The organism is Paenibacillus sp. OAE614 (assembly GCF_040546645.1).
Lineage (GTDB): Bacteria > Bacillota > Bacilli > Paenibacillales > Paenibacillaceae > Paenibacillus_AQ > Paenibacillus_AQ favisporus.
The window spans coordinates 761,320-785,455 of the sequence record NZ_JBEPOD010000001.1 but is presented as its reverse complement, the minus strand read 5'-3'; the positions used below and the strand labels follow the sequence as shown (position 1 = coordinate 785,455).

The window sequence follows — 24,136 nt, the reverse complement described above, 5'->3', positions numbered from 1 at the left end:
TAAAATGTAACTATTTGGAATTCATTGCGTTTTGTATATAAAGGAGTTGATTGATTTGGGTATTGCATATTGGCTTGTTTTGGTTGCAAGCATAGTTATAATTGGTGGACTGTTTAGCGTTAAGAATCGCAAGTGATATGGAAGGTTATTCTGTGGTAAACCGGGTTCGATTTATATAGCCTCAGCCCATCGGCTTATTCTGGATGTGAACTCCTGAATGCCGTCCTCAACCTCTTCCGGGTCAATCCCAACAAATTCGGCATCAAGCTCCTGCCGGGTCGGAATGTGCCCGGTCGCCAGCGTCCGGGTCTTCAGGTATTCGTACACGGTCCATTTATCGTTTCTCGTCACGATGCATGCCCCCGATCATAGTTCACGAATTTATTGAAGTTCTTTAGGAATACCAACTCCACGGTGCCTACTGGGCCGTTACGCTGTTTTGCAAGGATGACCTCGATGATGTTCTTCTTTTCGCTATCCTGGTTGTAGTAGTCGTCCCTGTATAGGAAGGCCACGATGTCGGCGTCCTGCTCGATCGATCCAGACTCCCGAAGATCGGACATCATTGGACGCTTGTCCTGGCGTTGCTCCACTCCCCGGCTAAGCTGGGATAGAGCGATTACCGGAACTTCGAGCTCTCGCGCCATTTGCTTTAGCGTCCGGGATATTTCAGACACTTCCTGCTGACGATTTTCACCGCGCTTGTTGCTACCGGAAATGAGTTGCAGATAGTCGATAATTACAAGATCAAGTCCTTCTTGCTGCTTCAGTCGCCGGCACTTATTTCGAATCTCATGTACGGTTAAGGCGGGAGTATCATCAATGAAAATATTGGATTCACCTATGTAACTTACTGCCGTCGCTGTCTTTTCCCAATCCCCTATTTCAAAATGCCCCGTCCGTAATTTGCTTGCGTCAATATTCCCTTCAGCACTAACCATACGCTGGACAAGCTGCTCTGCCGACATTTCAAGACTGAATACGGCTACCGTTTCCTTTCCCCTCACCGCGACGTTCTGGGCGATATTCAAAGCGAATGCGGTTTTTCCGACTGATGGCCGTGCCGCCACGATAATCAAGTCGCTTTTCTGGAAACCGGACGTCATCAGGTCCAGATCTTTGAAGCCACTACCTACACCTGTTAACCCGCCGTTGTCCTTGTTCGAGTATCGTTCCTCGAAGTTTTCGTACACCTGCATGGCAACGTCCCGGACCTTTTTGAACTCTTTGGCGGGTGCTGACTGATCCGACAGGCGCGTTGCGGCAACCTGCATTTGTGCGATGGCTGTCTGGGCGTTCCCGTTTTCCGCCGCCTCCCGGATCTGATTCATTCCTTCTTGGATGACCTGCCGGAGCATATGTTTTTCCTTCAGGATGTCGGCGTAATATTCCACATTTGCAGCGCTTGGAACGGATTTAGCCAGCCTCGTAAGGTATTGAACCCCGCCTACATCGGTTAGGTATTTCTTCTGGTCCAATCGTTGGGACAAGGTAACGATGTCGACGGGCTCACTGGCCTCTCCTAGCTCCGTAGCTGCTTCGAAGATAAATTGGTGGGCTTTGTTGTAAAAAGCCTCTAAAGGGAGCGCTGAGGCGGTTTCCAGTGCCGATGCATCGATAAGGATAGCTCCCAGGACTGACGCCTCAGCGTCAGGGCTGTGCGGCATCTCAATCCCCATCATTTTTTCGAAGCTTTGCATATAGTGCCTCCTTTAACCCGGCCGGCGGCGGCGCGGCTCCATTTCTCCAAGAGTCGAGTTTTTCAAAATAGGTGCTCGTCTCTGTTTCCATCCGCTGTTTCTCCAACTGCTCCCCGATCCTACCCCGGATATCTGAGATCCCGGGCGGCCATTTCGTTGTCTTTATGTGCAGCTCGACATTACGCAAAGCAGCTTCAAATGGGAAATCTTTAAGATATTTCAAGTGACGATCAATCTCTTCATCACTGTCGTTGAATTGCGGATACTCTTGCTTGATTTCGATGAATAGGTCGATTACTTCAGCTCTGTTCACGCTGTCGTTCCTCCCTTGCTCGTCTTCGTAAATCCTCAAGCGCCTGCTGTTGCTTTTTCCCTCGACGATCAGGCAGCTCTCGAACTACAGTTTGATTCGTCTTAGCCGCCTCGTACTGCTCGTCCAGGGCAATGGCTTCCGCAAGCGTTCTGCAATTGGACCGGAAGTAGTCGTCTAAAATCTTGGTAATCAGGTTAAACCTGTAGCCCTTTGCTGCTAGGGCTGCGCGTTCCATTGCCCGGATAACCACGGACTCCTCCATGCCATCCTGGTCGATATATACGGCCAAATTTCGTGCTTGAAATGGATTGCACTCAAAGCCAAATACTCTCTTGTGCGCTTCATAAAATGATTCATAGGGCGCCGGCTCAGCAGAAGTAGAAGCAGAAGAATAAAGATCTTTAAATAATGCTGAACCTTTTGCCTCACCTTTTACCTCACGGTTTACCGCAGGTTTTACCTCATGGTTTACCGCAATATTTGAGGTAAGAGGAATCATTCGATATTTGCCTGCCTTCTGTTTCCCTTGGGGCTTGTACTCAATGCGGCCTTTTTGAATTAACGTGTTCCTATGCTTTGTCAGAGTGTTTTCTGAAATGCCTGCCTTAGCCTGCAAGAGGGGATTGGCTACCGCAAACCACTCTGGATATCCGCTCTTATTTGCAATCACCATCAGGTGAACCCACAAAGTTTGTGCGGATGGCTCCAATGGGTTTGTTTCGAGCCAATCAGTAAAGGCAGTCATTTCCGCTATGAAATCCAAATTGCTCACCTCTGAGGGGCTGAATCGGACGCCCTACCTCCGAAGGAACCGGATCTGAAGGGCGTCGAAAGCCAACTTTTTATTTTTGTCATCAAGACGATCCATGCCCGACATATCGACCTTGTTGCTTGGATTAAACAAATGAAGAGCCAAATCAAGAATGAATTTTTCCGAAGACGACCATGCTTTGGCGGATTCTCTCAGCTTGCGAACATGCACGGTCGCTCCTGTAATATCGATGTACTTCGAGGTCAGATACTGCGATAGCTTGGGGTGATTCTTGAACAGATATAGAAGGCTGTCCCAATACCGATCAAAGCCCGTGAGCGTGCTCATGCAAAGATTCCTCCTTGTTGTCGTATTGAGAAAACGGTATAATGTGGTTAACAAAGTTTTTGTCTTGTTCCGAAAAATGGTGGCCGTGCCGGGCTGCCATTTTTTCTTTTGCCGCCGCAATTTCTTGTTCCAGTTCGTTGATGCCTTCCAGCAAAAAATTTACGTTATGCTCATTCAGCAAGCCCCTGTAATTCAACCATCGATACATCAGAGTCAATTCCTCAATCTGTTTTCGTGCAGCTTTGAAATCATATTTCATGCCTTACACCTCACTTCAAGTATTTTTTGGACTTCAGGTACGCCCTGTGTTCTTTCCAAACGCTCATCCAAGAAAAGCAGTATTCCTTGCATAGAACCGCGACGTAATGGGTCAGTGCTGTGATCGCCTCGACGCACTCCATCATGGCAAGCTTGATCTGTTTCAAATCAGCTTCACCAAGCTGTTCCTTGGTCTTCGTTATGGGCGCTTTCTGTAAAGACTCCATCGCTTCGCTCAGCTCTTCCATGGTTTTTAGATGGACACTTGATCTATGTAAATCCACATTGTTTAGCCAAGGGATAAAGGCCCCTTTGGTTACCTCGCCGGCGGCTGCTATGTAGAGCTGCCCGTCATCAAAATGTTCAACCGTTGAGGACATAACCTCGTTTGATGGTTTCCGTGTGCCTTTCACGATTTTACCGATCAAGGAGCCATCGACATGGGCAGCAGCCCCGACTTGGCCTCTGGTCACGCCTTTACGTTTAAGAACTTCCTCTAATGCTGGTCCGAATGGTCCGATTGCCATTGTTTGCTTCGTCTCCTTTGTCCATTTATTGGGATGCTTTAGGACAAGAGGCTGGTATATGATTTATTTGTAAGCAAGACCTTCCCCTTATTTCCCATTCCCCTCAACCGCCGTTGGCAGCTGGTACCGCTCTGACGGCTCTTTCTTTAACCTTTAACAATTCCTTGTGTGATTCTCTTACCAGACGCTTGTGTTCAATCTTAGAAATTGACTCAGGGTTTAATGCATACATGGGGAGTGACAGCTCAAGCGCCACTTCTACATCAATACTTTTCAAAATGGAGCGTGTGACAGTTGCCGATATACATGCTGCTCGGGACGACTCGCGTCGCCAACCAAATTTCATGCTTGTCCACCTCCGGGAAGCCTAGACGGCCCCTCCTTTTTCCTGAATATCTCGAATAATTGCCCAAGCCTTTTCGTGCATATCCATAACGACCTTGTTGATCTCTTCAGGGGTTTTAGCCATGTAGTTATCGCAAATATGAACCTTGCTTTCCCCGATGCTGTATGTCTCAACGATGTTGGCCTCTGGCAGAGGCAAATTAGTTTTTGGCACCTGAGCATCCCTCCCGGGATTATCTATATGCGGTGCACGTTGGGGGACAACCATTGACCTTCCTCCTCCGGATTTATTTTGCTATTTTAGCAAAATCACGCTCAAAAAAATTTCCAATGCTGCATTTCAACTTTTTTGCTAAAATAGGCAAATGATTGGCCTTCAAGCTATAGGTCCCATCCTCATACTTCATGTATGTCGATGCATTCTTCAAACCCATTGCATCAGCCATTTCTTGCAGAGATAAATCAAGAGCAAGCCGACGGCGTTTTACGAATTCTAAATTCATTGCCTCCAGACTTACTGATTTAGTTGTCTTCATTCAAGCACCCCCTTTGCTAAAATAGCAAAACCTGTTGTTTTAAATATACTTTGCTAAAATAGAAAAGTCAATATTATTTTTGTTAATTTAGCAAAATCATTTTTTCTGATTTAGAAAAATGCTAATATATTATTGCTGAATCAGAAAAGGCGGTGAATTTTTGTAATGTCCGTAGCCGGAGACCGCATCAAAAAATTGAGGGAACAAGCTGGGCTTACTCAACTTGATCTCGCAAGCAAATTAGGGATTAACAATAGTGTTTTATCAAGAATCGAGGCGGGTAAACGTCCAGTAGAAGATACGGAAATGAATAAATTTGCTGACTTTTTTGAAGTCACAAGTGATTATCTACTTGGTCGAACCGATAAACCAAACGAGGATGAATCAAACATCTCCTTTTTTGGCGGTCCTGATAAATACACATCTGATGAAATCGAAGAAATGGAGGCCGCTCTCAAACGATACCGAGAGATGAAAAGAAGAGCAGCGGAGCAAGCGCGTAAACAAAATTAAACTTAAGCCAGAAATGGCTTTTCTTTTTAATCACATAACCGAACATATATTCCCTTATTAACGAGGTGCATACAAAATGAGGTATCAATACTATAAGCAAACAGCTTTAGAGGAATTTATTGCTGAGAGGTATATCTCCCACTCGCTCCTGAAGCCTGACGACCTTGACATCCATCAGATTGCAGACTGCTTCAAAATCGAGATTTACTACGACAATTGCATCCCTTGTTCGGACAACGAGAAAAGAGTTATTTTTCTGAATCTGAAATACAAAGAAAGAGAACTCCGGGAAATCTTCTTCCATGAGCTATGTCATGTCCTTCGACATGTAGGGGATCAGAGACGGCTCCCTTCCTTGTTCAAGGAGGGGCAAGAAGTTGAGGCAGATCAGTTCAAATTTTACGCAGCCATACCATTTCATATAATCAATAATTTGCCAGTACCTCAGCAACGAGGCCAAGCGATAAAATACATAGCGGACACCTTCCAGGTAACCAAAGAGTTCGCAGAGAAACGATTGGACCAACTGGAACGACGTGAATTACAAGGTAAGATCGATGCCGCATTTGTTAACCTGCAGAAATCGTTCCAAGGTGTCCACGAGGTCTCTTCAGAAGGAATACAACTGTTTGCCTTTTATGACTCAATGGCGGACATCCCAGGCCCATCCCAGCTGGTTATCGAAGCAAACTCAGAGGCTATGGATTCCCAGATTACTTTTTTCTTTAACCCTGAAGGACCATTTCAAAGATTGGAGGTGGAAAACTACTACGGATATAAATGCATACGATTAAGCGAGCAGGACCTTATTTATAAAAAGGGAAGGATCGGGGTGAATTTTGCAGTCCTCAATCTGAAGTATGGACGAGCTGCCCAAAGGTTTGTCATCCAGATGAAGGACGTAGAGCTATTGAGCAGTTTTTAAACACCCACAGCATATAAATCACATCAAGGGGGCGTGAGAATGGAAACTTACTGCATTTACTTGCGTAAATCTCGTGCTGATGCTGAGGCCGAAGCCCGCGGTGAAGGGGAAACGCTAGCTCGCCATGAGCGGAACCTGCTTGAACTGGCCCATAAATTAGGGCTCCAGATCACCCAGGATAGCATCTACAAGGAAATTGTATCTGGGGAGACGATTGCACAGCGTCCCGTTATTCAAGAGCTTATACAGGACGTTGAAGACGGCAAATGGTCAGGTGTGCTCGTCATGGAAATTGAACGTCTTGCACGGGGAGATACCATCGATCAGGGCATTATTGCCCAGACCTTTAAATATGCCGGCACCCAAATCATTACTCCAACAAAAACGTACGATCCAAACAACGAGTTTGACGAAGAATACTTTGAATTCGGTCTGTTCATGTCACGTAGAGAATACAAGACGATCAATCGCAGGCAGCAGTCCGGCCGGAAGGATTCTGTCAAAGAAGGCAAGTTTATCGGTAACATCCCTCCTTACGGATACGACCGTCAGAAGCTTGAGAAAGAGAAAGGATTTACCTTGGTGCCTAATCCGGATCAGGCTCCTATTATCCAGATGATTTTTGATATGTATGTAAACCAAGGCTTGGGAACCAGCCGGATCGCCAACAAATTAAACTCCCTGGGTGTTCCGACGGCCCGAAATAGTGTATGGACCCTGGCAACGATAAATGGCATTATTCGTAATCCGGTCTATTACGGTCTCATCGCATGGCAGCGCCGCCCTCAAAAGCGGACTCGCTCTAAAGGGGTTGTTACCAAATCGCGTCCGCGGGTGGCTGAAACGGAGTGGCTTACAGGGGTGGGCAGGCATGAACCTCTCGTATCCAAAGAGTTGTGGGACAAAGCCCAAGAGATCCTAAATTCACGTACGCATGCTCCAGCGCCAGCTGGTGTTGTAACAAGTTCCTTAGCAGGACTTATCAAATGTGAACTATGCGGTAGATCGATGGTGAGAAGGCCCTATACTAGCAATCAGCCTCCTTCACTGATTTGTAACACACCTACCTGTAAAAATATCAGTTCTGCATTTGAGTTGGTGGAAGAGCGAATACTCGAAGGTTTAAAAAAATGGCTGAAGGAATACAAGGCTCAATGGGAAATAACATTGCAACGTCAAGAGTCCCACAGTGCCGACGATTCACTTGTAAATGCGAAGGAATCTATTGTCCGGTCTCTTGAAAAGAAACTGGCCGATTTGAAGAAACAAAACAGCAGCCTCCATGATTTTTTAGAGCAAGGGATCTACACGGTCCAAATCTATATGGAGCGCTCTCAAGTCTTGGCGGAGCGAATCGCAGAAACAGAGTCCGCCTTGCAAACAGCCTTGGAAGAATTCAACCTGGAGCAGAAGAGACAGCACGCCAAGGTAGAAATTATCCCAAAAGTTGAACACGTACTCGATGTCTATCCCCAAACTGAGGATCCGGCATTACGTAATGAACTGCTGAAATCGGTACTGGAAGTCTGCACATACAAAAAAACCGTCAGAGGTCACTGGTCCCGCCCCGACAGCATGCGTATGTTCGATCTGAAGCTATATCCTAAACTCCCGAAGAACTGAATTTATAAATGATAACTACAGTGTGCAAATTCTTCCGTGCCGATGTCGTTGAGAATGCCGATGACCTTATCCGGGATGGTGTACCGTTGATTCAAATATCTCAAGGCAGCGGCCAATTCCCCGTCGGCACCGCCGTACTGCTCCAGCAGCAACCGGGCCATATATGGATCACACTTGCCGACCCTGACCGGATACTGCAGCTTTTTTTCATATATCCACATGCGGGACATTCGCCTCCTTTAGATTCTTTTGCCGGTTACACCTGCCATGGCCACGGGGCCTGCGGCCATTCAAACGGGAACTTCGAATAGGCATGGCCGAAATGCATCAACGGTCCATACGATTCCTGAAACTCCCGGACGATCGGGATCCGCTCCTGGGCGAGCCGGTTGTACTGCTCGATGCTTTTTAAATCGTCCGGATGCGTATCCAGGAACAGATTCAGCTCGACCAAGGCAAAATCGATCATCTGCAGCTTTTCAAGCAGCTCGTAATAGCGCTGATCCACCGCCGGTTTAGACTGGTTCTCCATCACTCCCCACCTCCTCCACTCTTTTGCTTTTAGATTCATAAGGGCTGTAAAGGTTCGGCCAAAGCGTTCCCAGCTTCAGCGCCTCGGCGAGGCTGAATTGCGGCCAGTCCAGAGGCTGGAACACGATATACTGGTTGGGCGGGACGACGTACGTCCTGTAAGGCAGCGGCGGGCACGGATCAAACGGGCCAATGAAAGGCTTATACACTCGTACCTGTGAGTTCACCACTTGCTCCTCCTTTTTGTTGTCCATACTAAAGTCGCTGATTTCCCTCGAGAAGGCGAAAAATCAGACACTCTTCGTAATTAAACATATGACCCATCCGCGGAATCTGAACAAAAAAGTTCATGGGACAACAAAAAGACCCCTGATTTGCGGTCGATTTACCGCCAAGGGGTCAGTGTAAAGGACTCTAGCAGCTCCTGTCGAAGCACTGGATGAAGCGCGAGCCTTCAATGAGATGATGAACTTTTAAAATCTGATCTTGATCTGGAACAGTCCCGCTTTCCGGACCGCCGAATAAATAATGACCACCAGCGGGCCGATAAATACGCCGATCACGCCGACGAGCTTGAAGCCGATATACATGCTCACCAGAGCCGACAGGGCGCCGATGCCGACCGAATCGCCGATGATTTTGGGCTCGACCACCCGGCGGGCAATCGTAATGACCCCAAACAGCAGCATCAGCCCAAAGCCGGTATAAGAGTCGCCCACGATAAACAGGTATACCGCCCAGGGAATCAGCACCGAGCCGACCCCCAGAATCGGCAAAATATCGACGACCATGATCAGCAGGGCAATCGCCAGCGGGTAATGAATGTCGAGGATGAGCAGCCCCGTGAGCGTCAATACATAGGTAAAAGCGCTCAGGATCATCTGGGCCTGAATAAAGCCGAAGATGGACCGCTTCAGGCTGTGCAGCACCTCGTTGATCTGGTCTTGCGTCTCCTCCTCGAACAGGGATAGAATCCCTGCCTTGATCGTCTCCAGTCCAAAGCTGAACAGATAGACGGCTACAAAGAAAACCACCAAAAACACGAACGTGCCCGGGATGCCCTTGGCAAAAGATAAAAAGGTTGACGACAACGAGTTGATGAGCGACTCGGCGTATGACGTCAGATTGGTCAGCATTTCCCTCAGGCTCTCGGCAAGCTCCGGCTGAAACCGGTCAAACAGCCCTCTCGCCTGGATCAGCGTCGTCTGCACGAAATCGTCGGCCGACGCAAAGTATGCCGGCGCATTCTTCCAGTATTCCAGCAGCTGGGCGAAAACCTGAAAACCCAGCATGTACACCAAAAGAAGAATCATAAGCATAAACAACGTACATGTAAGCGAAGCGGCAGCGACACGGTTCCATTTCAGCCTCCCGATCAGCATCCGGTTGATCGGTTCCAGTGAAACGGCCACGAGCGCAGCCAGTACAAAAGGGGCGCCTGCCGTAAACAGCAAATACAGCAGGAGCAGTCCCACACCGACGAACACCAGCTGTTTGCCAGTCATGCTTCACTCCTTAATCCCCGTTATCCGTCCCTTCCTGTTCCTCCTCGTCGATGACTTCCGTATCGGCAACGCGGTGAATGTTAACCCCGGGTAATCCGGAGCTTGGTCGATTCCTCGACCTCAAACACGAAATTGCTCACCTGGACCTTTTTGCCTTTTACCGGATTGCCTTCCAGCTCCTTGAACAGCCAGCCGCCGATCGAATCAACCTCGTCATCCTCAATGATGACGCCGGTCAGATCGTTGACATCCTCGATCAGCATCCGCCCGTCAACCGAGATGACATCCTCCTGGATTTCGACATCGGGACGCTCGTCCTCAAATTCGTCATAGAGCTCCCCGACGATTTCTTCGAGGATCTCTTCGGCCGTCAGCATGCCGGCCGTGCCGCCGTATTCGTCGACGACCAGCGTCAGCTGGGCATGCTTCTTCTGCATGAGGCGCAGCACATGGCTGATTTCCATCGACTCCGGCACGTTCAGAATCGGTCGGACCAGCGTGGTCAGCTCCTTCTGGTGCTCGGCGTCGGCCAGGAGAAAATCGGTAATATGCACAAATCCGATAATCTGGTCCTTGTCCTCCACGGCGACAGGATAACGGGAATGCTTCGTATCACTGATGATCTGCAGGTTCTCTTCCAGCGTATTCGTCGTGTACAAGCAGTCCATATCCGTCCGTGGGAGCATGATTTCGCGCGCCAGCAGGTCGGAGAACTCGAAGATGTTGTCCATCAGCTTCATCTCGTCCTTATCGATGACCCCGCTTTTGGCGCTCTGATTCATTAATATGCGGATTTCCTCTTCAGAATGCGCAGCTTCTGCTTCGCTGGCCGGATGAACGCCGAACAAGCGAAGCAATCCGTTGGCGGAAGCGTTGAGCAGCCAAATGAAAGGAAAAAATATTTTATAAAAGGCCATCAGCGGTGCGGACAGCAGCAGTGCGGCCCCTTCCGTTTTCTGAATGGCAAGCGACTTGGGGGCCAGTTCCCCAAGCACGATATGTAAGAAAGTAATGACACAGAACCCGAGCACCACGGATACGGTGGCGATGAGCGTTCTGTCGGTAATGCCCATTTTATACATCAAAGGCTCTACCAATAGTTCCGAAATGGCCGGCTCCCCGATCCAGCCGAGACCGAGGGATGCCAGCGTAATGCCGAATTGGGTAGCGGACAAATAAGCGTCCAGTTTGTTGTTCACCCGGAGCGCATAGCCGGCCAGCCGGTTGCCTTCGCTGACCAGCTGCGTCAGCCGGGACTGCCTCATTTTTACAAGCGAAAATTCGGCGGCCACAAACACGCCGTTAAAAAATACCAGCAGCAGAACAAAAAAGAGGTTTAAAAGCAGTTTGCCTATTTCTAACTCCCCGTCCAATGACAACGCCCCATTTCTATCATAAGTTCGCTTTTTTCACGGTAAAATCGGTATCTTTATAATACATGTCCTTCACGAGCAGATTCGGACCGCAGCAGCCCACAGCGTCGCAATGGCAGTTTACCGTCTTGTTCAGCGGATGCCCGGTCTGCCACGCATTAAAGATGTCGTCGAGGCGGCCGGTTTGAATATTGCCGAACGCCGGAATATCGGAAAAGTCGGTGACGTAGACGTCGCCCGAGAACAAATTGACGTTGACGCGGTTGCGGCCGTCAGGATCGTTGCGCACGGTAACGTTCGGCGCATCGGCTAGCCTGCGGATCAGCTTCAGATCCTCGTGAATATCGCTGCACGCGAAGAACGGGAGCGTTCCGAACAGCATCCACATCTGCGGATCGCGAACATCCAGCAAGCTATGGATCGCCTTGCGCGTCTCATCCAAAGAAAGCATCGGAAGCTCTGTGGCAAAATTGGAGGCATACATCGGATGCACTTCATGGCGGCGGCAGCCCATTTCCCCTATTAGTTTGTGAATTCCTGCAAGCTTTGTATGCGTCCGGTAATTAATCATGGACTCTGCCGAAATGAACATGCCCGCTTCGCTCAGCTTCAGGGCGTTCTCCATCATTTTGTCATACATGCGGTAGGCGGTTTCCTTCGGAACCGGATGGTTGCTGTTGGCGAAGCCCACCTCATGGAAATCGTCTCCGTTCAAATAGTTGAACGAAATATGCATCACGTCAAGGTACGGCAGCATCGCCTCATATCTGCTGATATCCAGCGTCAAATTGGAGTTGATCTGCGTGCGGACTCCCCGGTCCTGAGCATATTTGAGCAGAGGGACGATCACCTCTTTCACCGTCTTCTCCCGGAAGGAGGGCTCGCCTCCGGTCAGGCTGATCGTCTGCAGATGCTCGACCTCGTCCAGACGCCGCAGCATCAAATCCAGCGGAAGAAATTCTGCCTCTTTCATAACGAGCATATCGCCGACCGCACAGTGCTCGCAGCGCATATTGCACAAATGCGTCACCGTCATTTCGACACTGGTCAGCACATGCCGGCCATATGTACGAAGGGATTCAATCGGATCCCATGGGTCATTGCTCGGAGATAAGGGGGCAAGTGCTCCCCGGGTATTTACAGTATTCATTATTTACTCACCTTATTTCTTTATTTAACCCAAAACACGGTTTTTGTGTAACCTTTATTTTCCAGACCCAGAGCAGTCCGGTTGTCTCAGGATGAATATGTCATTCCTTCTATCATACCATGAAGCGCGAAAAATCTCTCTGTCTGAATAGGTATGCCGGGACAAGAAGAAAAAAGACCCCTAAACCGGCGGCTCCTGCGGGCAGCAGGGAAATCGAATTTCCACCGCATCCATTACCGCCCGATACCGCTCGCTTTATGGGTCTTCCGGTCATGACAAATCCTAATTTCTGCTCTCCCTAATCCCCGAGAACGCCGTCAATAATAACGGAGAGCGACTGGGACAGATCCACCTCGTAAGGTGCCTTAAGCAGCACCCCTTCCGGATCCTGCAAGATGCGGACCACGGGACGATGGGGCATATGGGCGTGAATTTTCGACACCACTCCCGTCTCCCCGGTACTCAGCTTGACCGACAAGCCGGGCGGGTAGATCGCCACTTTATCCCGGAACAGCTCCAGCTTCTTTTGGTCGTACAAGGTACCTGCCCCGCCGTACAGCACTTCAGCCGCCTGATGTGGAAGCATCGCAGGCCGGTACACCCTGTGCGAGGTCATCGCATCGTAGGAGTCGGCGAGCGCCACCCACTGGGCATATTCGTGAATATCATCGCCCTTGATGCCGCGAGGATAACCTGATCCGTTAATCCGTTCATGATGCTGAAAGGCGCAGTGCGCGGCCAGGAGCGGAATATTCGGCTCGTCCTTCAGGATTTTAAAGCCGATTTGGGCATGCGCCTGCATGAGGCGGAATTCTTCATCATCCAGCTTTTGCGGCTTGAACAGCACTTTTTGGGGAATTTGGGTTTTTCCGATGTCATGCAGCAGCGAGCCCAGCCCCAGCACCATCAGCTGGTCCTGCGTATAACCGCTCGCAATCCCCAGCACAAGTGAATATACGCACACATTTAAGGAATGCTTATATAAGTAATGATCTGCGGTGTTCATGTCCATCAGCATGATCATGCAGTCCTCCTGGGAACTGACATCCTCAAGAATGGACTCCATCACCTTGGAGAACTGCTTTCCGAGATGGTGATACCCTCCAGTAATCGGAGAGGCTTCGGATAACCGCTGAAAATTGACGCGAATCTTCTGAAGAGCCTGACGCCTCGTTTCCTCCCGGAGCATTTCGGGAATATCGATGCCTTCCGTCAGATGATCTTCCACATAAATATAACCGATGTCCAGCTTTTGCAGGCGGCTGATCAGCAAGGAGGTGAGCTCCACGCCTTCCGCGAGAAGCACAACACCCTCGTCGCTGTATATCTTTTTGCCGATTTTCATTCCCTGCTGCAGCATCGGAACGGGTACCAAACGCAACACGATCCACTCCTGCCTAAAATCACGGCCGCCCGGTTATTGCTTCCCAGGTCCGTTTACCTAGTTTCCCCATGCCATCCTATGTAGCCCATTCACGCTATGCGGAATTAGTCCATCACATTGCGGTTCTTGAATCAGCGCATAACGAACAGCCAGAACACGGCGGCAAGCACAAACCGGTAAATGGCGAAATGGGTCAGACGAATTTTTTGAATCAATTTCATAAAAGCAAGCACAACGACATAGGCCACCACAAAAGCTACGATAAATCCGATGACGAACATGCCGATCGTATCCTTGGTCATATACTTGTACGAATCCAGCATCTCATAGCCGGAAGCGGCGCACATGATCGGAATCGCGATCAGGAACGAGAAATCGGCCGACGCCTTGTAGCTTGCCCCGCTCAGCATCCCTCCGGAAATCGTGGATCCCGAACGCGAAAATCCCGGCCATACGACAGATAAAATTTGATAAAGCCCGATCAACAGCACCTGCTTGTACGACAGGTCATCCATCGTTTCGGCGGTGATTCTGGCTTTGGACTTGTTAAACCACTCGGCAAAAATCATGAAGATCCCGCCCACGATCAGCGCCCAGATCACCGTATTTGCGCTGAACAGGCTCTTGATAAAGTCCCTGGCAAAAAAGGCCACGACGAGTGCAGGGGCGATCCCGATAATAACATGCAGCAGATTCAGCTTCTTGCCGGACCGCAGGCTTCCGGATTCGGGCATGGTCCGCTTGATGCCCAGCAGATCCAGAATCCGTCTCCAATAGACGAGGGCGATCGCCAGAATGGCCCCCAGCTGAATGACGATTTCAAAGGTTTTCATAATTGGGTCCTGCTCATCATAGCCCAAGAGCTTGGACGTCAATATCATGTGCCCCGTTGAAGAGACCGGAATAAATTCCGTAACCCCCTCCACAATCCCCAAGATAATTGCAGTAATGGTATCCATTTCTTCCTCCTATGGTCCTTCTTAAACAACCTCGATCCAACGGTGCTTGCCGCAGGTATCCAGACTTCCGGGACGCTGGAGCTCAAGTCTCAGCAGGTCCCGCAAAAACTCGGGAAGCAAATATTTCGGTTCTTCCCCTTGAGAAATCTGCTCGTATCCCGTCCCGAACGTAAACATGTCCAACGTTCCAACTGTGTACATCCGGTCGTCCCGCAGCGGCTCCCCCTGAAGCGAAATTTGAACAATCCTATCATAAGGGATGCGGCTTGGATCGTACAAGACTTCAATTCCGTCCACCGCGATATTGCCGAGAACATTGCCGCGGAACCCGAATCCCCGGATTTCCTTGCTCCAATATTCCGGCAGGAGGCTCTCCTCCAGGCTTCGCCGGATATGCTCCCCTTTGAGGCTGATCACGCAGGGGTTAATCGGAGATGGGCAGAGCTCGTGAAGGAGCCCCGCTGTAATTTCCCCTTCCGGCAAATCGCCCAGCAGCTGCCCCGTGTTGACGAGCGACAGCTCCGCGCCGGTAAACTGGCGGACCGACTGCGCCAGCAAATTGCCGAACGGCGACTCTCCTGTATGCGTCAGGGACAGCGGCCGGTCCGTAACCGCCACAGGCTCTTTCAGGGCTTCTTCGGCCCGCTCGCGATGAATTCCAAGGGCCCGGGACACCGTTTCATCCAAAAGGCCGGTATCAACCGGCTGGCATCCTCCCTCGATGACACGGAAACGGCCGTCATCCTGTTGAGTCATGACGACCTTACCGACGTATTGACCGTACTTTCCCGCTGCGCACAGCACCGTATCACCGATCCGCAGCGGCTCTTCCAGCAGATGGTGGGTATGCCCGCCGAGAATCAGGTCGATACCCGGAATCCGTTCTGCCATCAGCCGGTCGGTAGACAGCCCGAGGTGGGATAAAACAATCACGATATCGGCCTCCGGACGCAGCGCCTCCACCTGCTCCTGCAACGCTTGCAGCGGCTCCAGGGCATCCCAGCCGAGCAGTTTGTAGAAGTCTGCGAACGGAGCCGTAGCTCCCGTCAGACCGATCCGGATCCCGTCCTTGTCCAGAATGACGCGTTTCTTCATCCATGCAGGTGGCGCCGAGCTGAGCTGCTCATGGATGTTGCAGCAAATAACCGGGGATTGCAGGCCCGCATAAAGGCTCTCCAGTACGTCTGGCGTAAAAGTCAGCCCTTCGTTGTTGCCGATCGTCACCGCCTCATATCCCGTTAAATTCAATATGTCGATGTTCGTCTGGCCCATCGTCCCTTCGGTTTCAACGGCCGTCCGGTCCATATGATCTCCTATATCCACCAGTAAAAGAGGACTCTCCGCCGCCTGAGCGCGTTCGGCGGCAGCCAGGGCTGCAATGGAACTAACCGTTTCAAAGTGGCTGTGTATATCATTCGTATGCAGGATTGTAATCGATTTTGCCTGGTTCTGCAGCATCATTGGGTAACCTCCCCTTTCACTGTTCTCGCCTTGTTAGGCCCAAATGCTCCTAGGGATAAGCATAACATTTTCAAGGTGGATATGGTATATTGAAGACATGAACTACCACGCCCGAGGAGAGAAAGAAATGCAGCTTGATATTCGATTGTTTGCCGGTCTTGCAGAACGGCTCCAAACCTCTGTTTTACCTTTGTCCGTCGGAGGGGAATCCATCACAGCCGACGGCTTGAAACAAAAGCTGACCGAATTGTACCCGGAGGCTGCCGCGCAGATCTCCGTTTCTTTTGTTGCCGTTAATCAGAATTATGCGCCGGGTGACGCGCTTATTACGGAAGATGACGAAGTCGCCCTGATTCCGCCCGTATCGGGCGGAGACGGAAGTAGCTCAGTACAGGAAGCATCAGCAGACGGCTTATACTGTATTACCGATCAGCCGCTGTCCGTTGATGAGGTGACGTCCAAGGTGCTGGACGACAACCATGGCGCCACGCTGTCTTTTGTCGGGACAACCCGGGAAATGACGGGTGAGCAGCGCACCGTTCACTTGGAATACGATGCGTATATCCCGATGGCACTGGCGCAGCTTGAATTGATCGGCCGTGAAATCGCCGAACGTTGGCCGGGCACGCGCTGCGCGATTTCGCACCGGATCGGTACAGTCGATGTGAAAGAGATCAGTGTCATCATCGCGGTATCGACCGGACACCGGGAGGCTTGTTATGAAGCGAGCCGGTATGCGATTGAGAAGCTCAAACAGTCCGTGCCCATTTGGAAGAAGGAAATTTGGGAGGACGGGTCGGAATGGAAGGGACATCAAAAGGGGCCATGGGACCCGACGCTCCCCCCCTCCGTCTAAGAAGAGTTCGTTGATAATCCATATTTTTCTTGCTAATATAGATTTCAAAACAATAGGTTCCAATCTGAACAATGAGGTGACGATCAGTTTTGAGAGTTCATGTCACGGAATTACGGCCCGGTGATCGGCTTCAAGCCGATACGTTTAACGATATCGGGCTTCATGTGCTCCACAAAGGGAAGGAACTGAAGCTTGAAGAGATCAGCAAGCTGATTCAACATGGCATCGCTTATGTGGAGGTTGACCCCTCCCGGCCGGATGAGCCGACCGCTTCATCACCGTTCCTTTCCGGTCAACCTGCTTCCAAGGTGGAAGAACAGGTTGGACAAGCGGTGGACGGGTTTGAGTCGCTGTATCTGGAAGCCCTTTCGACAGGCCGGATCAACACGACCGTCGTCAATGACATTATGGAGCCGCTGGTGGACCGGCTCAGCACCCATACCGACGTGGTCTCCCTCCTCTTGTCCATCAATCCGGAAGACGAATATACATACCAACATTCCGTTCAGGTCGGCATTCTTTCCTACTACATATCTACCTGGCTCGGGTATGCTCCCGAGGAGGCCTACGCAGCCGGAAAAGCGGGTTTTTTGCATGACATCGGCAAATGCCTCGTCCCCGCCGAGCTGTTGTACAAACCCGGCAAGCTTACGCCGGAAGAATTTGAAGAAATGAAACGTCATACCGTCTACGGTTACGATATCATCCGAAGCTCCACCAACGATGAAATTCCCGCGCTGGTCGCGCTGCAGCATCATGAACGTGACGACGGGAGCGGCTATCCCCACCAGTGCGGCGAGCTTGAAGTCCATCCTTTTTCGCGGATTACCGCAGTGGCCGACGTGTTTAGTGCGATGACAACGAACCGTGTGTATCAGACGAAACAGGAACTGCTGACCGTGCTCCGCGAGCTGTACAGCCTCAGCTTCGGTAAGCTGAGCCCCCGGGCAACCCAGGCGTTTATCAGCCATATGCTCCCGAACTTTATCGGCAAGCGGGTCACCCTGACTTCCGGGGAAACCGGCACCATTATCATGACCAATCCGGCGGATTTCTTCCGTCCGCTTGTAAAGACCGAGGACCGGTTCATCGATCTGTCCTCTGACCGGAATATTGCCATCGATCAAATTTATATGTAACCCGGTCAATGCAAAAAGAAGCCCTCAGTTGAGGGCTTCTTTTTGCATGTGGCCAGAACCAAACCGTGTATCGGCGGACTTTCATAGAAGATAGACCGCATTTAGGAGTAGTTTTTCTTGCGACATAAGGATGCCGTAGTCTCAGGAGCTTATACTTTCTTCTTATATCTAATAAAAAAGCGCGCCCCGCGAAGCCGCCGTAACGGCTGCGCAGAACACGCTTTGTCTGCTTACTATTAACCGATGGAGCCTTCCATCTCGAACTTGATCAGGCGGTTCATTTCGACCGCGTATTCCATTGGGAGCTCCTTCGTGAACGGCTCGATGAAGCCCATAACGATCATTTGCGTCGCCTCGGCTTCCGTGAGTCCGCGGCTCATCAAGTAGAAGAGCTGATCTTCCGATACTTTGGATACCGTCGCTTCGTGCTCCAGAACGATGTTGTCGTTCTTGATCTCGTTATACGGAATCGTATCCGAAGTGGACTCGTTATCCAGGATCAGCGTATCGCACTTGATGTTAGCTTTCGCGCCTTCCGCGTTGCGGCCGAAGGAAGCGAGACCGCGGTAAGTGACCTTGCCGCCGTGCTTACTGATCGACTTCGATACGATCGTGGACGTCGTATCCGGAGCCAAGTGGATCATCTTGGCGCCTGCATCCTGATGCTGGCCTTTGCCTGCAACCGCAATGGACAGCACCATGCCTTTCGCGCCGCGTCCTTTCAGCAGCACTGCCGGATATTTCATCGTCAGTTTGGAGCCGATGTTGCCGTCTACCCATTCCATCGTGGCGTTCTCTTCAGCTACCGCCCGTTTGGTAACGAGGTTGTAGATGTTCGGCGCCCAGTTTTGGATCGTCGTGTAACGCACGCGTGCGTTTTTCTTACAGATGATCTCAACAACCGCACTGTGCAGCGAGTTCGTGCTGTAGATTGGAGCGGTACAGCCTTCGACATAATGCACGAAGCTGTCTTCGTCCGCAATGATCAGCGTACGTTCGAATTGGCCCATGTTCTCGGAATTGATCCGGAAGTAAGCCTGCAGCGGGATTTCACATTTAACGCCTTTTGGAACGTAAATGAAGCTTCCGCCGGACCATACCGCACTGTTCAGCGCAGCAAATTTGTTATCGGTAGGAGGAACGACAGTCGCAAAGTGCTCTCTGAAAATTTCAGGATGCTCTTTCAGCGCCGTGTCGGTATCCATGAAGATAACCCCTTGGTCTTCCAGGTCTTTCTGCATGTTGTGATACACAACTTCGGATTCATACTGGGCGGATACACCGGCCAGGAATTTCTGCTCGGCTTCCGGAATACCCAGCTTGTCAAAGGTTTCTTTGATCTCAGCCGGTACTTCTTCCCACGTCTTTCCTTGCTTCTCGGAAGGTCTTACGTAGTACTGGATATCGTTGAAGTCCAGTTCATCCAGGTCGCCGCCCCAGCGAGGCATAGGCATTTTCTCGAACTGCTCCAATGATTTCAGACGGAATTCAAGCATCCATTCCGGCTCGTTTTTGATTTTGGAAATTTCGGTAACAATCTCACGGGTAAGTCCTTTACCGGTTTGGAATACCGCTTTATGTTCGTCGCGGAATCCGTATTTATACTCTTCTATTTCAGGCGCTTTTTTGGCCATGAGTATTCAGCCTCCCTATCGTTAGTGGTTAATGCGTTCCTCGTCAATACCTTTCCGCAGTGCATTCCAAGCGAGCGTTGCGCATTTAATGCGGGCCGGGAACTTGTTAACTCCGGACAGGGCTTCGATATCTTCGTAATCGTCAAAATGAACGTCCTCACCCTGCATCAGCGACGAAAAGCGCGAAGCCATTTCCTTCGCTTCCTCAAGCGTCTTGCCTTTGACCGCTTCGGTCATCATCGAAGCGGAAGACATGCTGATGGAGCAGCCCTCGCCTGTGTATCTGGCATCTTTGACCATGCCGTTATCGACAATAAGCTGAAGCGAGATTTTGTCGCCGCAGGTTGGATTGTTCAGATCCACCGTCACGGCTTCATTTTCAAATTTGCCCCGATTGCGGGGGTTTTTATAATGATCCATTATGACACGCCGGTACAAGTCGTCAAGTTCCATCATCCAAAATACTCCTTTGTCTGGATTAAGGCGCTGATCAGACGATCTACATCTTGTTCGGTATTGTATAGATAAAAGCTTGCACGGGCGGTGGCACTGGCCTCAAGCCAACGCATGAGCGGCTGGCAGCAGTGATGGCCTGCGCGGATCGCAACCCCGCTGGCATCCAGAACCGTAGCCACATCATGCGGATGCACATCTCCCAAATTGAAGGTGACCAAGCCCACTTTACGTACACGCGGACCATAAAGCTTCAGGCCTTCAATTTCCGATAACCGCTCGATCGCATACTTCGCGAGCTTCTGCTCATGCTCCTCGATTTGATCCATGCCGATTTCCTCGAGAAAATCGATGGCTGCAGCAAGCCCAACCGCTCCGGCGATAATCGGGGTGCCCCCTTCAAACTTCCAGGGCAGCTCCTTCCAGGAAGAATCGTATAGTCCGACATCGTCAATCATTTCACCGCCGAATTCCACCGGTTCCATGGATTCGAGCAGCGCCTTTTTGCCGTACAGTACACCGATGCCGGTAGGACCGCACATCTTGTGGCCGGAGAAGGCGTAGAAGTCGCAATCCAGATCCTGAACATCGATCTTCATGTGAGGCGTGCTCTGGGCTCCGTCCACGACCATATACGCGCCGTGGCGGTGCGCCAGCTCGGCAACTTCCTTCACCGGGTTAACCACGCCCATGACGTTGGACACATAGCCCATCGCGATGATCTTGGTTTTCTCGGTGACGACTTTCTCGACTTCGGCCAAGGTGACTGAACCGTCTTCTTGTAGTTTAACATATTTCAACGTGGCGCCGGTGGCTTTTGCCACCTGCTGCCAAGGAATTAGATTACTGTGGTGTTCCAGCGGGGTCAGGACGATTTCATCGCCTTCCTGGCAAATCGAGCGCCCGAACGAGGAAGCCACCAGGTTCAGGGCTGTCGTCGTTCCCCGCGTAAAAATAATTTCCTTCGTGCTCTTCGCATTAATGAACTTAGCTACCTTCTCGCGCGCGCCTTCATAAGCATCCGTTGCACGGCTTCCAAGCGTATGCACCCCGCGGTGCACGTTGGCGTTGTCATGCTCGTAATAGCGTTTGACAGCCTCGATCACAGCGAGCGGTTTCTGGGAAGTCGCCGCATTATCAAGATATACCAACGGGTGGCCGTTTATTTCCTGATTCAGGATGGGAAACTGCTCGAGAATGTCGCGGTTCATTGTCCCAACTTCCCTTCGATGACCGATTGAAGCTGCGTGCGCAGGCCTTCAAGCGGAATCTGAGATACGACCGGTGCCAGGAATCCATAGATGATCAGGGATTCGGCAACTTCGCGGGAAATCCCGCGGGACATCAGGTAGTAAATTTGTTCAGGGTTGACCTGGCCGACGGATGCAGCATGACCTGCCTTAACGTCGTCCTCGTCGATCAGCAGGATCGGGTTTGCGTCACCGCGTGCTTTTGGACTCAGCATCAGCACTTTCTCCGTTTGCTGTCCGTCGGATTTGGTCGCGCCCTTCTCGATCTTGGTGATGCCGTTGATGATGGCCTGTGCTTCTTCACGCATGACCGCACGGGTAATCATTTGGCTCTCGGAGCTCTTGCCGAAATGGTTCGCACGAGTCGTGTAGTTCAGCTTCTGAGAACCGGAGCCGACGGCGATGATCTTGGAATCGGACGTCGATCCGTTTCCTTTCAGAATCGAGTAAGTATCGCTGGCGGTATCGCCGCTGTTCATTTCGCCGACTATCCATTCCATGGACGCGTCGTTCTCGATCACGGCACGGCGGTAGCTGATGTCCGTCACGTTCGTGCCCATTTGATGAATGGTCGCAAACCGGACTTTCGCTCCCGATTTGGCGAACACCTCAACGGCGCCGTTATGAGTGACCGGTTTACCGGATGTACCGGATACATAGTTATCTACATAGGTTACAGAACTGTTCGTATCGGCAATGACCAGAATATGAGGAGCAAAGGTCGCTTCCTCGTCGTCTGTCAGCAGAACGGCCTGCAGCGGTACGGATACCTCCACATTTTTTGGAACATACAGGAACACCCCGCCGTTCCACAATGCGGCATGCAGTGCGGCTACGGAGCTCTCATCCGCTGTAACAGCCGTGTGCAGGTGAGCCTTAACGAGATCCTCGTGCTCCTTCACCGCCGTCGCCAGATCGGTGAAAATGACGCCTTGAGCAGCCAGCTCAGGGGACAGCTTCGTATACACGGTTCCGGAATTGCGCTGGATAATCAGGTTGCCCGCTTCCTGGTCCTTGATCAGTTCCCGAATCGATTCAGGAGCTTCAGCCAGAGATGCAATCGGGCTTACCGATTTGAAGCTTCCGTAGTTTTGAATGTCCCAGCGTTCGATTCTCGTTTTTTCGAGTTTCGGCAGCTCGAGGGTTGACGCGAGTTCCAATGCTTTCAGACGATTTTCCGTGAGCCAGGCCGGCTCGTTGCTGCCCTTCGACAGCGCGCTCAGGCCTTCAGCGTTAACCGGAAGAATGGTTTGTGTTGTCATCTTCGTTCTCCTCCTTCCGTTATCTTTACGCTTCTTGACCTACAGTTTCGTCTTCGATGCCGAGCTCTTCCTTCACCCAATCGTAACCTTCCGCTTCCAGGCGCTCCGCCAGTTCAGGACCACCGGATTTCACGATGCGGCCCTGCATCATAACATGTACAAAATCAGGCTTCACATAGTTAAGCAGGCGCTGATAGTGGGTAATAATCAAGAAACCGCGGTCGTCGCTGCGCATCGCGTTTACACCGCTGGCAACAATTTTCAAAGCGTCGATATCCAGACCGGAGTCGATTTCGTCCAGGATGACGATGCTTGGTTCGATCATCATCATTTGCAAAATTTCGTTCCGCTTCTTCTCACCGCCGGAGAAGCCTTCGTTCAAATAACGATGGGCAAACTCAGGGTTCATATCCAGTTCTTTCATCTTCGCTTCCATTTGACGGATGAAACGAATCAGCGAAATTTCATTGCCCTCTTCACGGCGTGCATTGATGGCACTGCGAAGGAAGTCGGAATTGGTCACGCCCGTAATTTCGCTAGGGTACTGCATAGCCAGGAACAGGCCGGCGCGCGCACGCTCGTCAACGCCCATTTCCAGAACGTCTTCGCCGTTCAGGGTTACGCTGCCGTCGGTTACTTCATATTTAGGATGTCCCATCAAAGCGGAAGCAAGTGTACTTTTACCGGTACCGTTGGGTCCCATGATGGCGTGGATTTCTCCGCCCTTCATTTCCAGGTTGATGCCTTTCAGGATTTCCTTGCCCTCGATTGTCGCTTTAAGTCCTTCAATGGTGAAATTAGTAGCCATATTCGTTTTTCCCTCCGTTAAATGTTTTGCCGAAATCAGAAAGTCTATTTCAACAGGGACGCGCTCCCCGATTTCAATCAATCATTATTATCAATTTGTAATGAGTCTAAATTGATTCTCAATGATTATCACAATTTTATAATAAATGGCGAATCATATCAACCGCCCGTCGGAGTAAACCTGGTGTTTCATTACAGAAACAGGCTTCGCCGCGGTTGCAGCCAAGCCTGTTTCCTTACAATATCAAATTTTTCCATGGATGCTGTTCATGACGAACGGTTTCGCGGAAGTTCTGCAGCATCCGGCAACGGAGCCATCGTTCTCATCACCGGCTGGCGTTTCGTGAACATTCTGCGATATGTTATGGATTGCATTACCATATCCAAGGAACAGCAGCATGGAGGATCCTGACAACCGCGCAGACGCTCGGATTCATGACCGGGAACAGCCGCCAGAGACCGGATCCCATTTCTCAATTTCCCGTACGTCCGATTCATGTCTGATTAATCAAAAAGGGAACGCGGTCTTATAC

At 50.7% G+C, this 24,136-nt stretch carries 27 protein-coding genes and 2 pseudogenes; 5 read left to right on the top strand and 24 right to left on the bottom strand.

The window, feature by feature from the left end:
- Nucleotides 1-171 precede the first annotated feature (171 nt).
- From ABIE48_RS04065 to ABIE48_RS04020, 10 genes are all read right to left on the bottom strand, one after another.
- Nucleotides 172-351, bottom strand: a complete 180-nt coding sequence (locus ABIE48_RS04065; protein WP_192716552.1) for a hypothetical protein — start codon at nt 349-351, stop codon at nt 172-174.
- On the bottom strand, nt 348-1,700 hold the full coding sequence (dnaB, locus tag ABIE48_RS04060; RefSeq protein ID WP_192716551.1) for a replicative DNA helicase: 1,353 nt from the start codon (nt 1,698-1,700) through the stop codon (nt 348-350). The genes ABIE48_RS04065 and dnaB overlap by 4 nt, the downstream gene beginning before the upstream one ends.
- Complete coding sequence (locus ABIE48_RS04055; protein WP_192716550.1) at nt 1,669-2,013, bottom strand: replicative helicase loader/inhibitor; 345 nt, start codon at nt 2,011-2,013, stop codon at nt 1,669-1,671. Before ABIE48_RS04055 ends, dnaB begins: the two co-directional genes overlap by 32 nt.
- The gene (locus ABIE48_RS04050) at nt 2,000-2,776 is read right to left on the bottom strand and encodes a DnaD domain protein (protein WP_354518338.1); all 777 of its coding nucleotides are present in this window, start codon (nt 2,774-2,776) and stop codon (nt 2,000-2,002) included. Before ABIE48_RS04050 ends, ABIE48_RS04055 begins: the two co-directional genes overlap by 14 nt.
- A 33-nt stretch (nt 2,777-2,809) precedes the next feature.
- Entirely contained in the window at nt 2,810-3,112 is a 303-nt protein-coding gene (locus ABIE48_RS04045; protein ID WP_192716548.1) for a hypothetical protein, read from the bottom strand.
- Nucleotides 3,090-3,371, bottom strand: a complete 282-nt coding sequence (locus tag ABIE48_RS04040) for a hypothetical protein (RefSeq protein ID WP_192716547.1) — start codon at nt 3,369-3,371, stop codon at nt 3,090-3,092. Before ABIE48_RS04040 ends, ABIE48_RS04045 begins: the two co-directional genes overlap by 23 nt.
- A gap of 10 nt (nt 3,372-3,381) precedes the next feature.
- A complete protein-coding gene (locus ABIE48_RS04035; RefSeq protein ID WP_192716546.1) occupies nt 3,382-3,897 on the bottom strand; it encodes a helix-turn-helix domain-containing protein in 516 nt (171 codons plus the stop codon).
- A gap of 103 nt (nt 3,898-4,000) precedes the next feature.
- Nucleotides 4,001-4,243, bottom strand: coding sequence for a hypothetical protein (locus ABIE48_RS04030; protein ID WP_192716545.1), 243 nt, complete (start codon nt 4,241-4,243; stop codon nt 4,001-4,003).
- Nucleotides 4,244-4,264: 21 nt separating this feature from the next.
- Nucleotides 4,265-4,510 carry a hypothetical protein gene (locus ABIE48_RS04025; protein ID WP_192716544.1) on the bottom strand — a complete coding sequence of 82 codons (246 nt, stop codon included), beginning with the start codon at nt 4,508-4,510 and terminating at the stop codon, nt 4,265-4,267.
- 19 nt (nt 4,511-4,529) lie between these two features.
- Nucleotides 4,530-4,778: a helix-turn-helix domain-containing protein gene (locus ABIE48_RS04020; RefSeq protein ID WP_354518336.1), complete on the bottom strand. Its 249-nt coding sequence runs from the start codon at nt 4,776-4,778 to the stop codon at nt 4,530-4,532.
- Nucleotides 4,779-4,943: 165 nt separating this feature from the next.
- Here ABIE48_RS04020 and ABIE48_RS04015 point away from each other — a divergent pair, with 165 nt between their 5' ends.
- The 3 genes from ABIE48_RS04015 (at nt 4,944) to ABIE48_RS04005 (ending at nt 7,839) form a co-directional block, all read left to right on the top strand.
- Nucleotides 4,944-5,291 (top strand): helix-turn-helix domain-containing protein, encoded by a 348-nt coding sequence (locus ABIE48_RS04015; RefSeq protein WP_192716543.1) that lies wholly within the window; start codon nt 4,944-4,946, stop codon nt 5,289-5,291.
- Nucleotides 5,292-5,367: 76 nt separating this feature from the next.
- Complete coding sequence (locus ABIE48_RS04010) at nt 5,368-6,216, top strand: ImmA/IrrE family metallo-endopeptidase (protein WP_192716542.1); 849 nt, start codon at nt 5,368-5,370, stop codon at nt 6,214-6,216.
- A 39-nt stretch (nt 6,217-6,255) separates the two neighbouring features.
- Nucleotides 6,256-7,839, top strand: a complete 1,584-nt coding sequence (locus ABIE48_RS04005; protein ID WP_192716541.1) for a recombinase family protein — start codon at nt 6,256-6,258, stop codon at nt 7,837-7,839.
- A 20-nt stretch (nt 7,840-7,859) separates the two neighbouring features.
- Here the strand turns inward: ABIE48_RS04005 and ABIE48_RS04000 are convergent.
- The 9 genes and pseudogenes from ABIE48_RS04000 to ABIE48_RS03960 all read right to left on the bottom strand — a co-directional run.
- A pseudogene (locus ABIE48_RS04000) lies at nt 7,860-8,060 on the bottom strand (manganese catalase family protein); the annotation flags it as partial.
- A gap of 35 nt (nt 8,061-8,095) precedes the next feature.
- Entirely contained in the window at nt 8,096-8,371 is a 276-nt protein-coding gene (locus ABIE48_RS03995) for a spore coat protein CotJB (protein ID WP_076170486.1), read from the bottom strand.
- Nucleotides 8,355-8,597 carry a spore coat associated protein CotJA gene (locus tag ABIE48_RS03990; protein ID WP_145136083.1) on the bottom strand — a complete coding sequence of 81 codons (243 nt, stop codon included), beginning with the start codon at nt 8,595-8,597 and terminating at the stop codon, nt 8,355-8,357. Before ABIE48_RS03990 ends, ABIE48_RS03995 begins: the two co-directional genes overlap by 17 nt.
- Nucleotides 8,598-8,843: 246 nt before the next feature.
- The gene (gene ytvI, locus ABIE48_RS03985; protein WP_076170488.1) at nt 8,844-9,875 is read right to left on the bottom strand and encodes a sporulation integral membrane protein YtvI; all 1,032 of its coding nucleotides are present in this window, start codon (nt 9,873-9,875) and stop codon (nt 8,844-8,846) included.
- A 10-nt stretch (nt 9,876-9,885) separates the two neighbouring features.
- A pseudogene (locus tag ABIE48_RS03980) lies at nt 9,886-11,248 on the bottom strand (hemolysin family protein).
- A gap of 19 nt (nt 11,249-11,267) precedes the next feature.
- Nucleotides 11,268-12,398 (bottom strand): radical SAM/CxCxxxxC motif protein YfkAB, encoded by a 1,131-nt coding sequence (gene yfkAB, locus ABIE48_RS03975; RefSeq protein WP_192716538.1) that lies wholly within the window; start codon nt 12,396-12,398, stop codon nt 11,268-11,270.
- A gap of 298 nt (nt 12,399-12,696) precedes the next feature.
- Nucleotides 12,697-13,779 (bottom strand): HD-GYP domain-containing protein, encoded by a 1,083-nt coding sequence (locus tag ABIE48_RS03970; RefSeq protein WP_354520584.1) that lies wholly within the window; start codon nt 13,777-13,779, stop codon nt 12,697-12,699.
- A gap of 134 nt (nt 13,780-13,913) precedes the next feature.
- Nucleotides 13,914-14,741, bottom strand: coding sequence for an undecaprenyl-diphosphate phosphatase (locus ABIE48_RS03965; protein ID WP_192716537.1), 828 nt, complete (start codon nt 14,739-14,741; stop codon nt 13,914-13,916).
- Between the two features lie 21 nt (nt 14,742-14,762).
- On the bottom strand, nt 14,763-16,199 hold the full coding sequence (locus ABIE48_RS03960; RefSeq protein ID WP_483312680.1) for a bifunctional metallophosphatase/5'-nucleotidase: 1,437 nt from the start codon (nt 16,197-16,199) through the stop codon (nt 14,763-14,765).
- Between the two features lie 130 nt (nt 16,200-16,329).
- Here ABIE48_RS03960 and ABIE48_RS03955 point away from each other — a divergent pair, with 130 nt between their 5' ends.
- Nucleotides 16,330-17,058, top strand: coding sequence for a molybdenum cofactor biosynthesis protein MoaE (locus ABIE48_RS03955; protein ID WP_192716535.1), 729 nt, complete (start codon nt 16,330-16,332; stop codon nt 17,056-17,058).
- A gap of 89 nt (nt 17,059-17,147) precedes the next feature.
- Nucleotides 17,148-18,197, top strand: a complete 1,050-nt coding sequence (locus tag ABIE48_RS03950) for an HD-GYP domain-containing protein (RefSeq protein WP_192716534.1) — start codon at nt 17,148-17,150, stop codon at nt 18,195-18,197.
- Between the two features lie 236 nt (nt 18,198-18,433).
- Here ABIE48_RS03950 and sufB read toward each other — a convergent pair whose 3' ends face one another.
- From sufB to sufC, 5 genes are read right to left on the bottom strand one after another with little or no spacing between them, the layout of a single operon-like run.
- Entirely contained in the window at nt 18,434-19,831 is a 1,398-nt protein-coding gene (gene sufB, locus ABIE48_RS03945; RefSeq protein WP_076170496.1) for a Fe-S cluster assembly protein SufB, read from the bottom strand.
- A gap of 21 nt (nt 19,832-19,852) precedes the next feature.
- The gene (sufU, locus tag ABIE48_RS03940; RefSeq protein WP_116232670.1) at nt 19,853-20,284 is read right to left on the bottom strand and encodes a Fe-S cluster assembly sulfur transfer protein SufU; all 432 of its coding nucleotides are present in this window, start codon (nt 20,282-20,284) and stop codon (nt 19,853-19,855) included.
- Nucleotides 20,284-21,495: a cysteine desulfurase gene (locus ABIE48_RS03935; protein WP_076170497.1), complete on the bottom strand. Its 1,212-nt coding sequence runs from the start codon at nt 21,493-21,495 to the stop codon at nt 20,284-20,286. Before ABIE48_RS03935 ends, sufU begins: the two co-directional genes overlap by 1 nt.
- Nucleotides 21,492-22,796: a Fe-S cluster assembly protein SufD gene (gene sufD, locus ABIE48_RS03930; RefSeq protein WP_145025309.1), complete on the bottom strand. Its 1,305-nt coding sequence runs from the start codon at nt 22,794-22,796 to the stop codon at nt 21,492-21,494. The genes ABIE48_RS03935 and sufD overlap by 4 nt, the downstream gene beginning before the upstream one ends.
- Before the next feature lie 25 nt (nt 22,797-22,821).
- Nucleotides 22,822-23,604: a Fe-S cluster assembly ATPase SufC gene (gene sufC, locus ABIE48_RS03925; protein ID WP_076170499.1), complete on the bottom strand. Its 783-nt coding sequence runs from the start codon at nt 23,602-23,604 to the stop codon at nt 22,822-22,824.
- Nucleotides 23,605-24,136 lie beyond the last annotated feature (532 nt).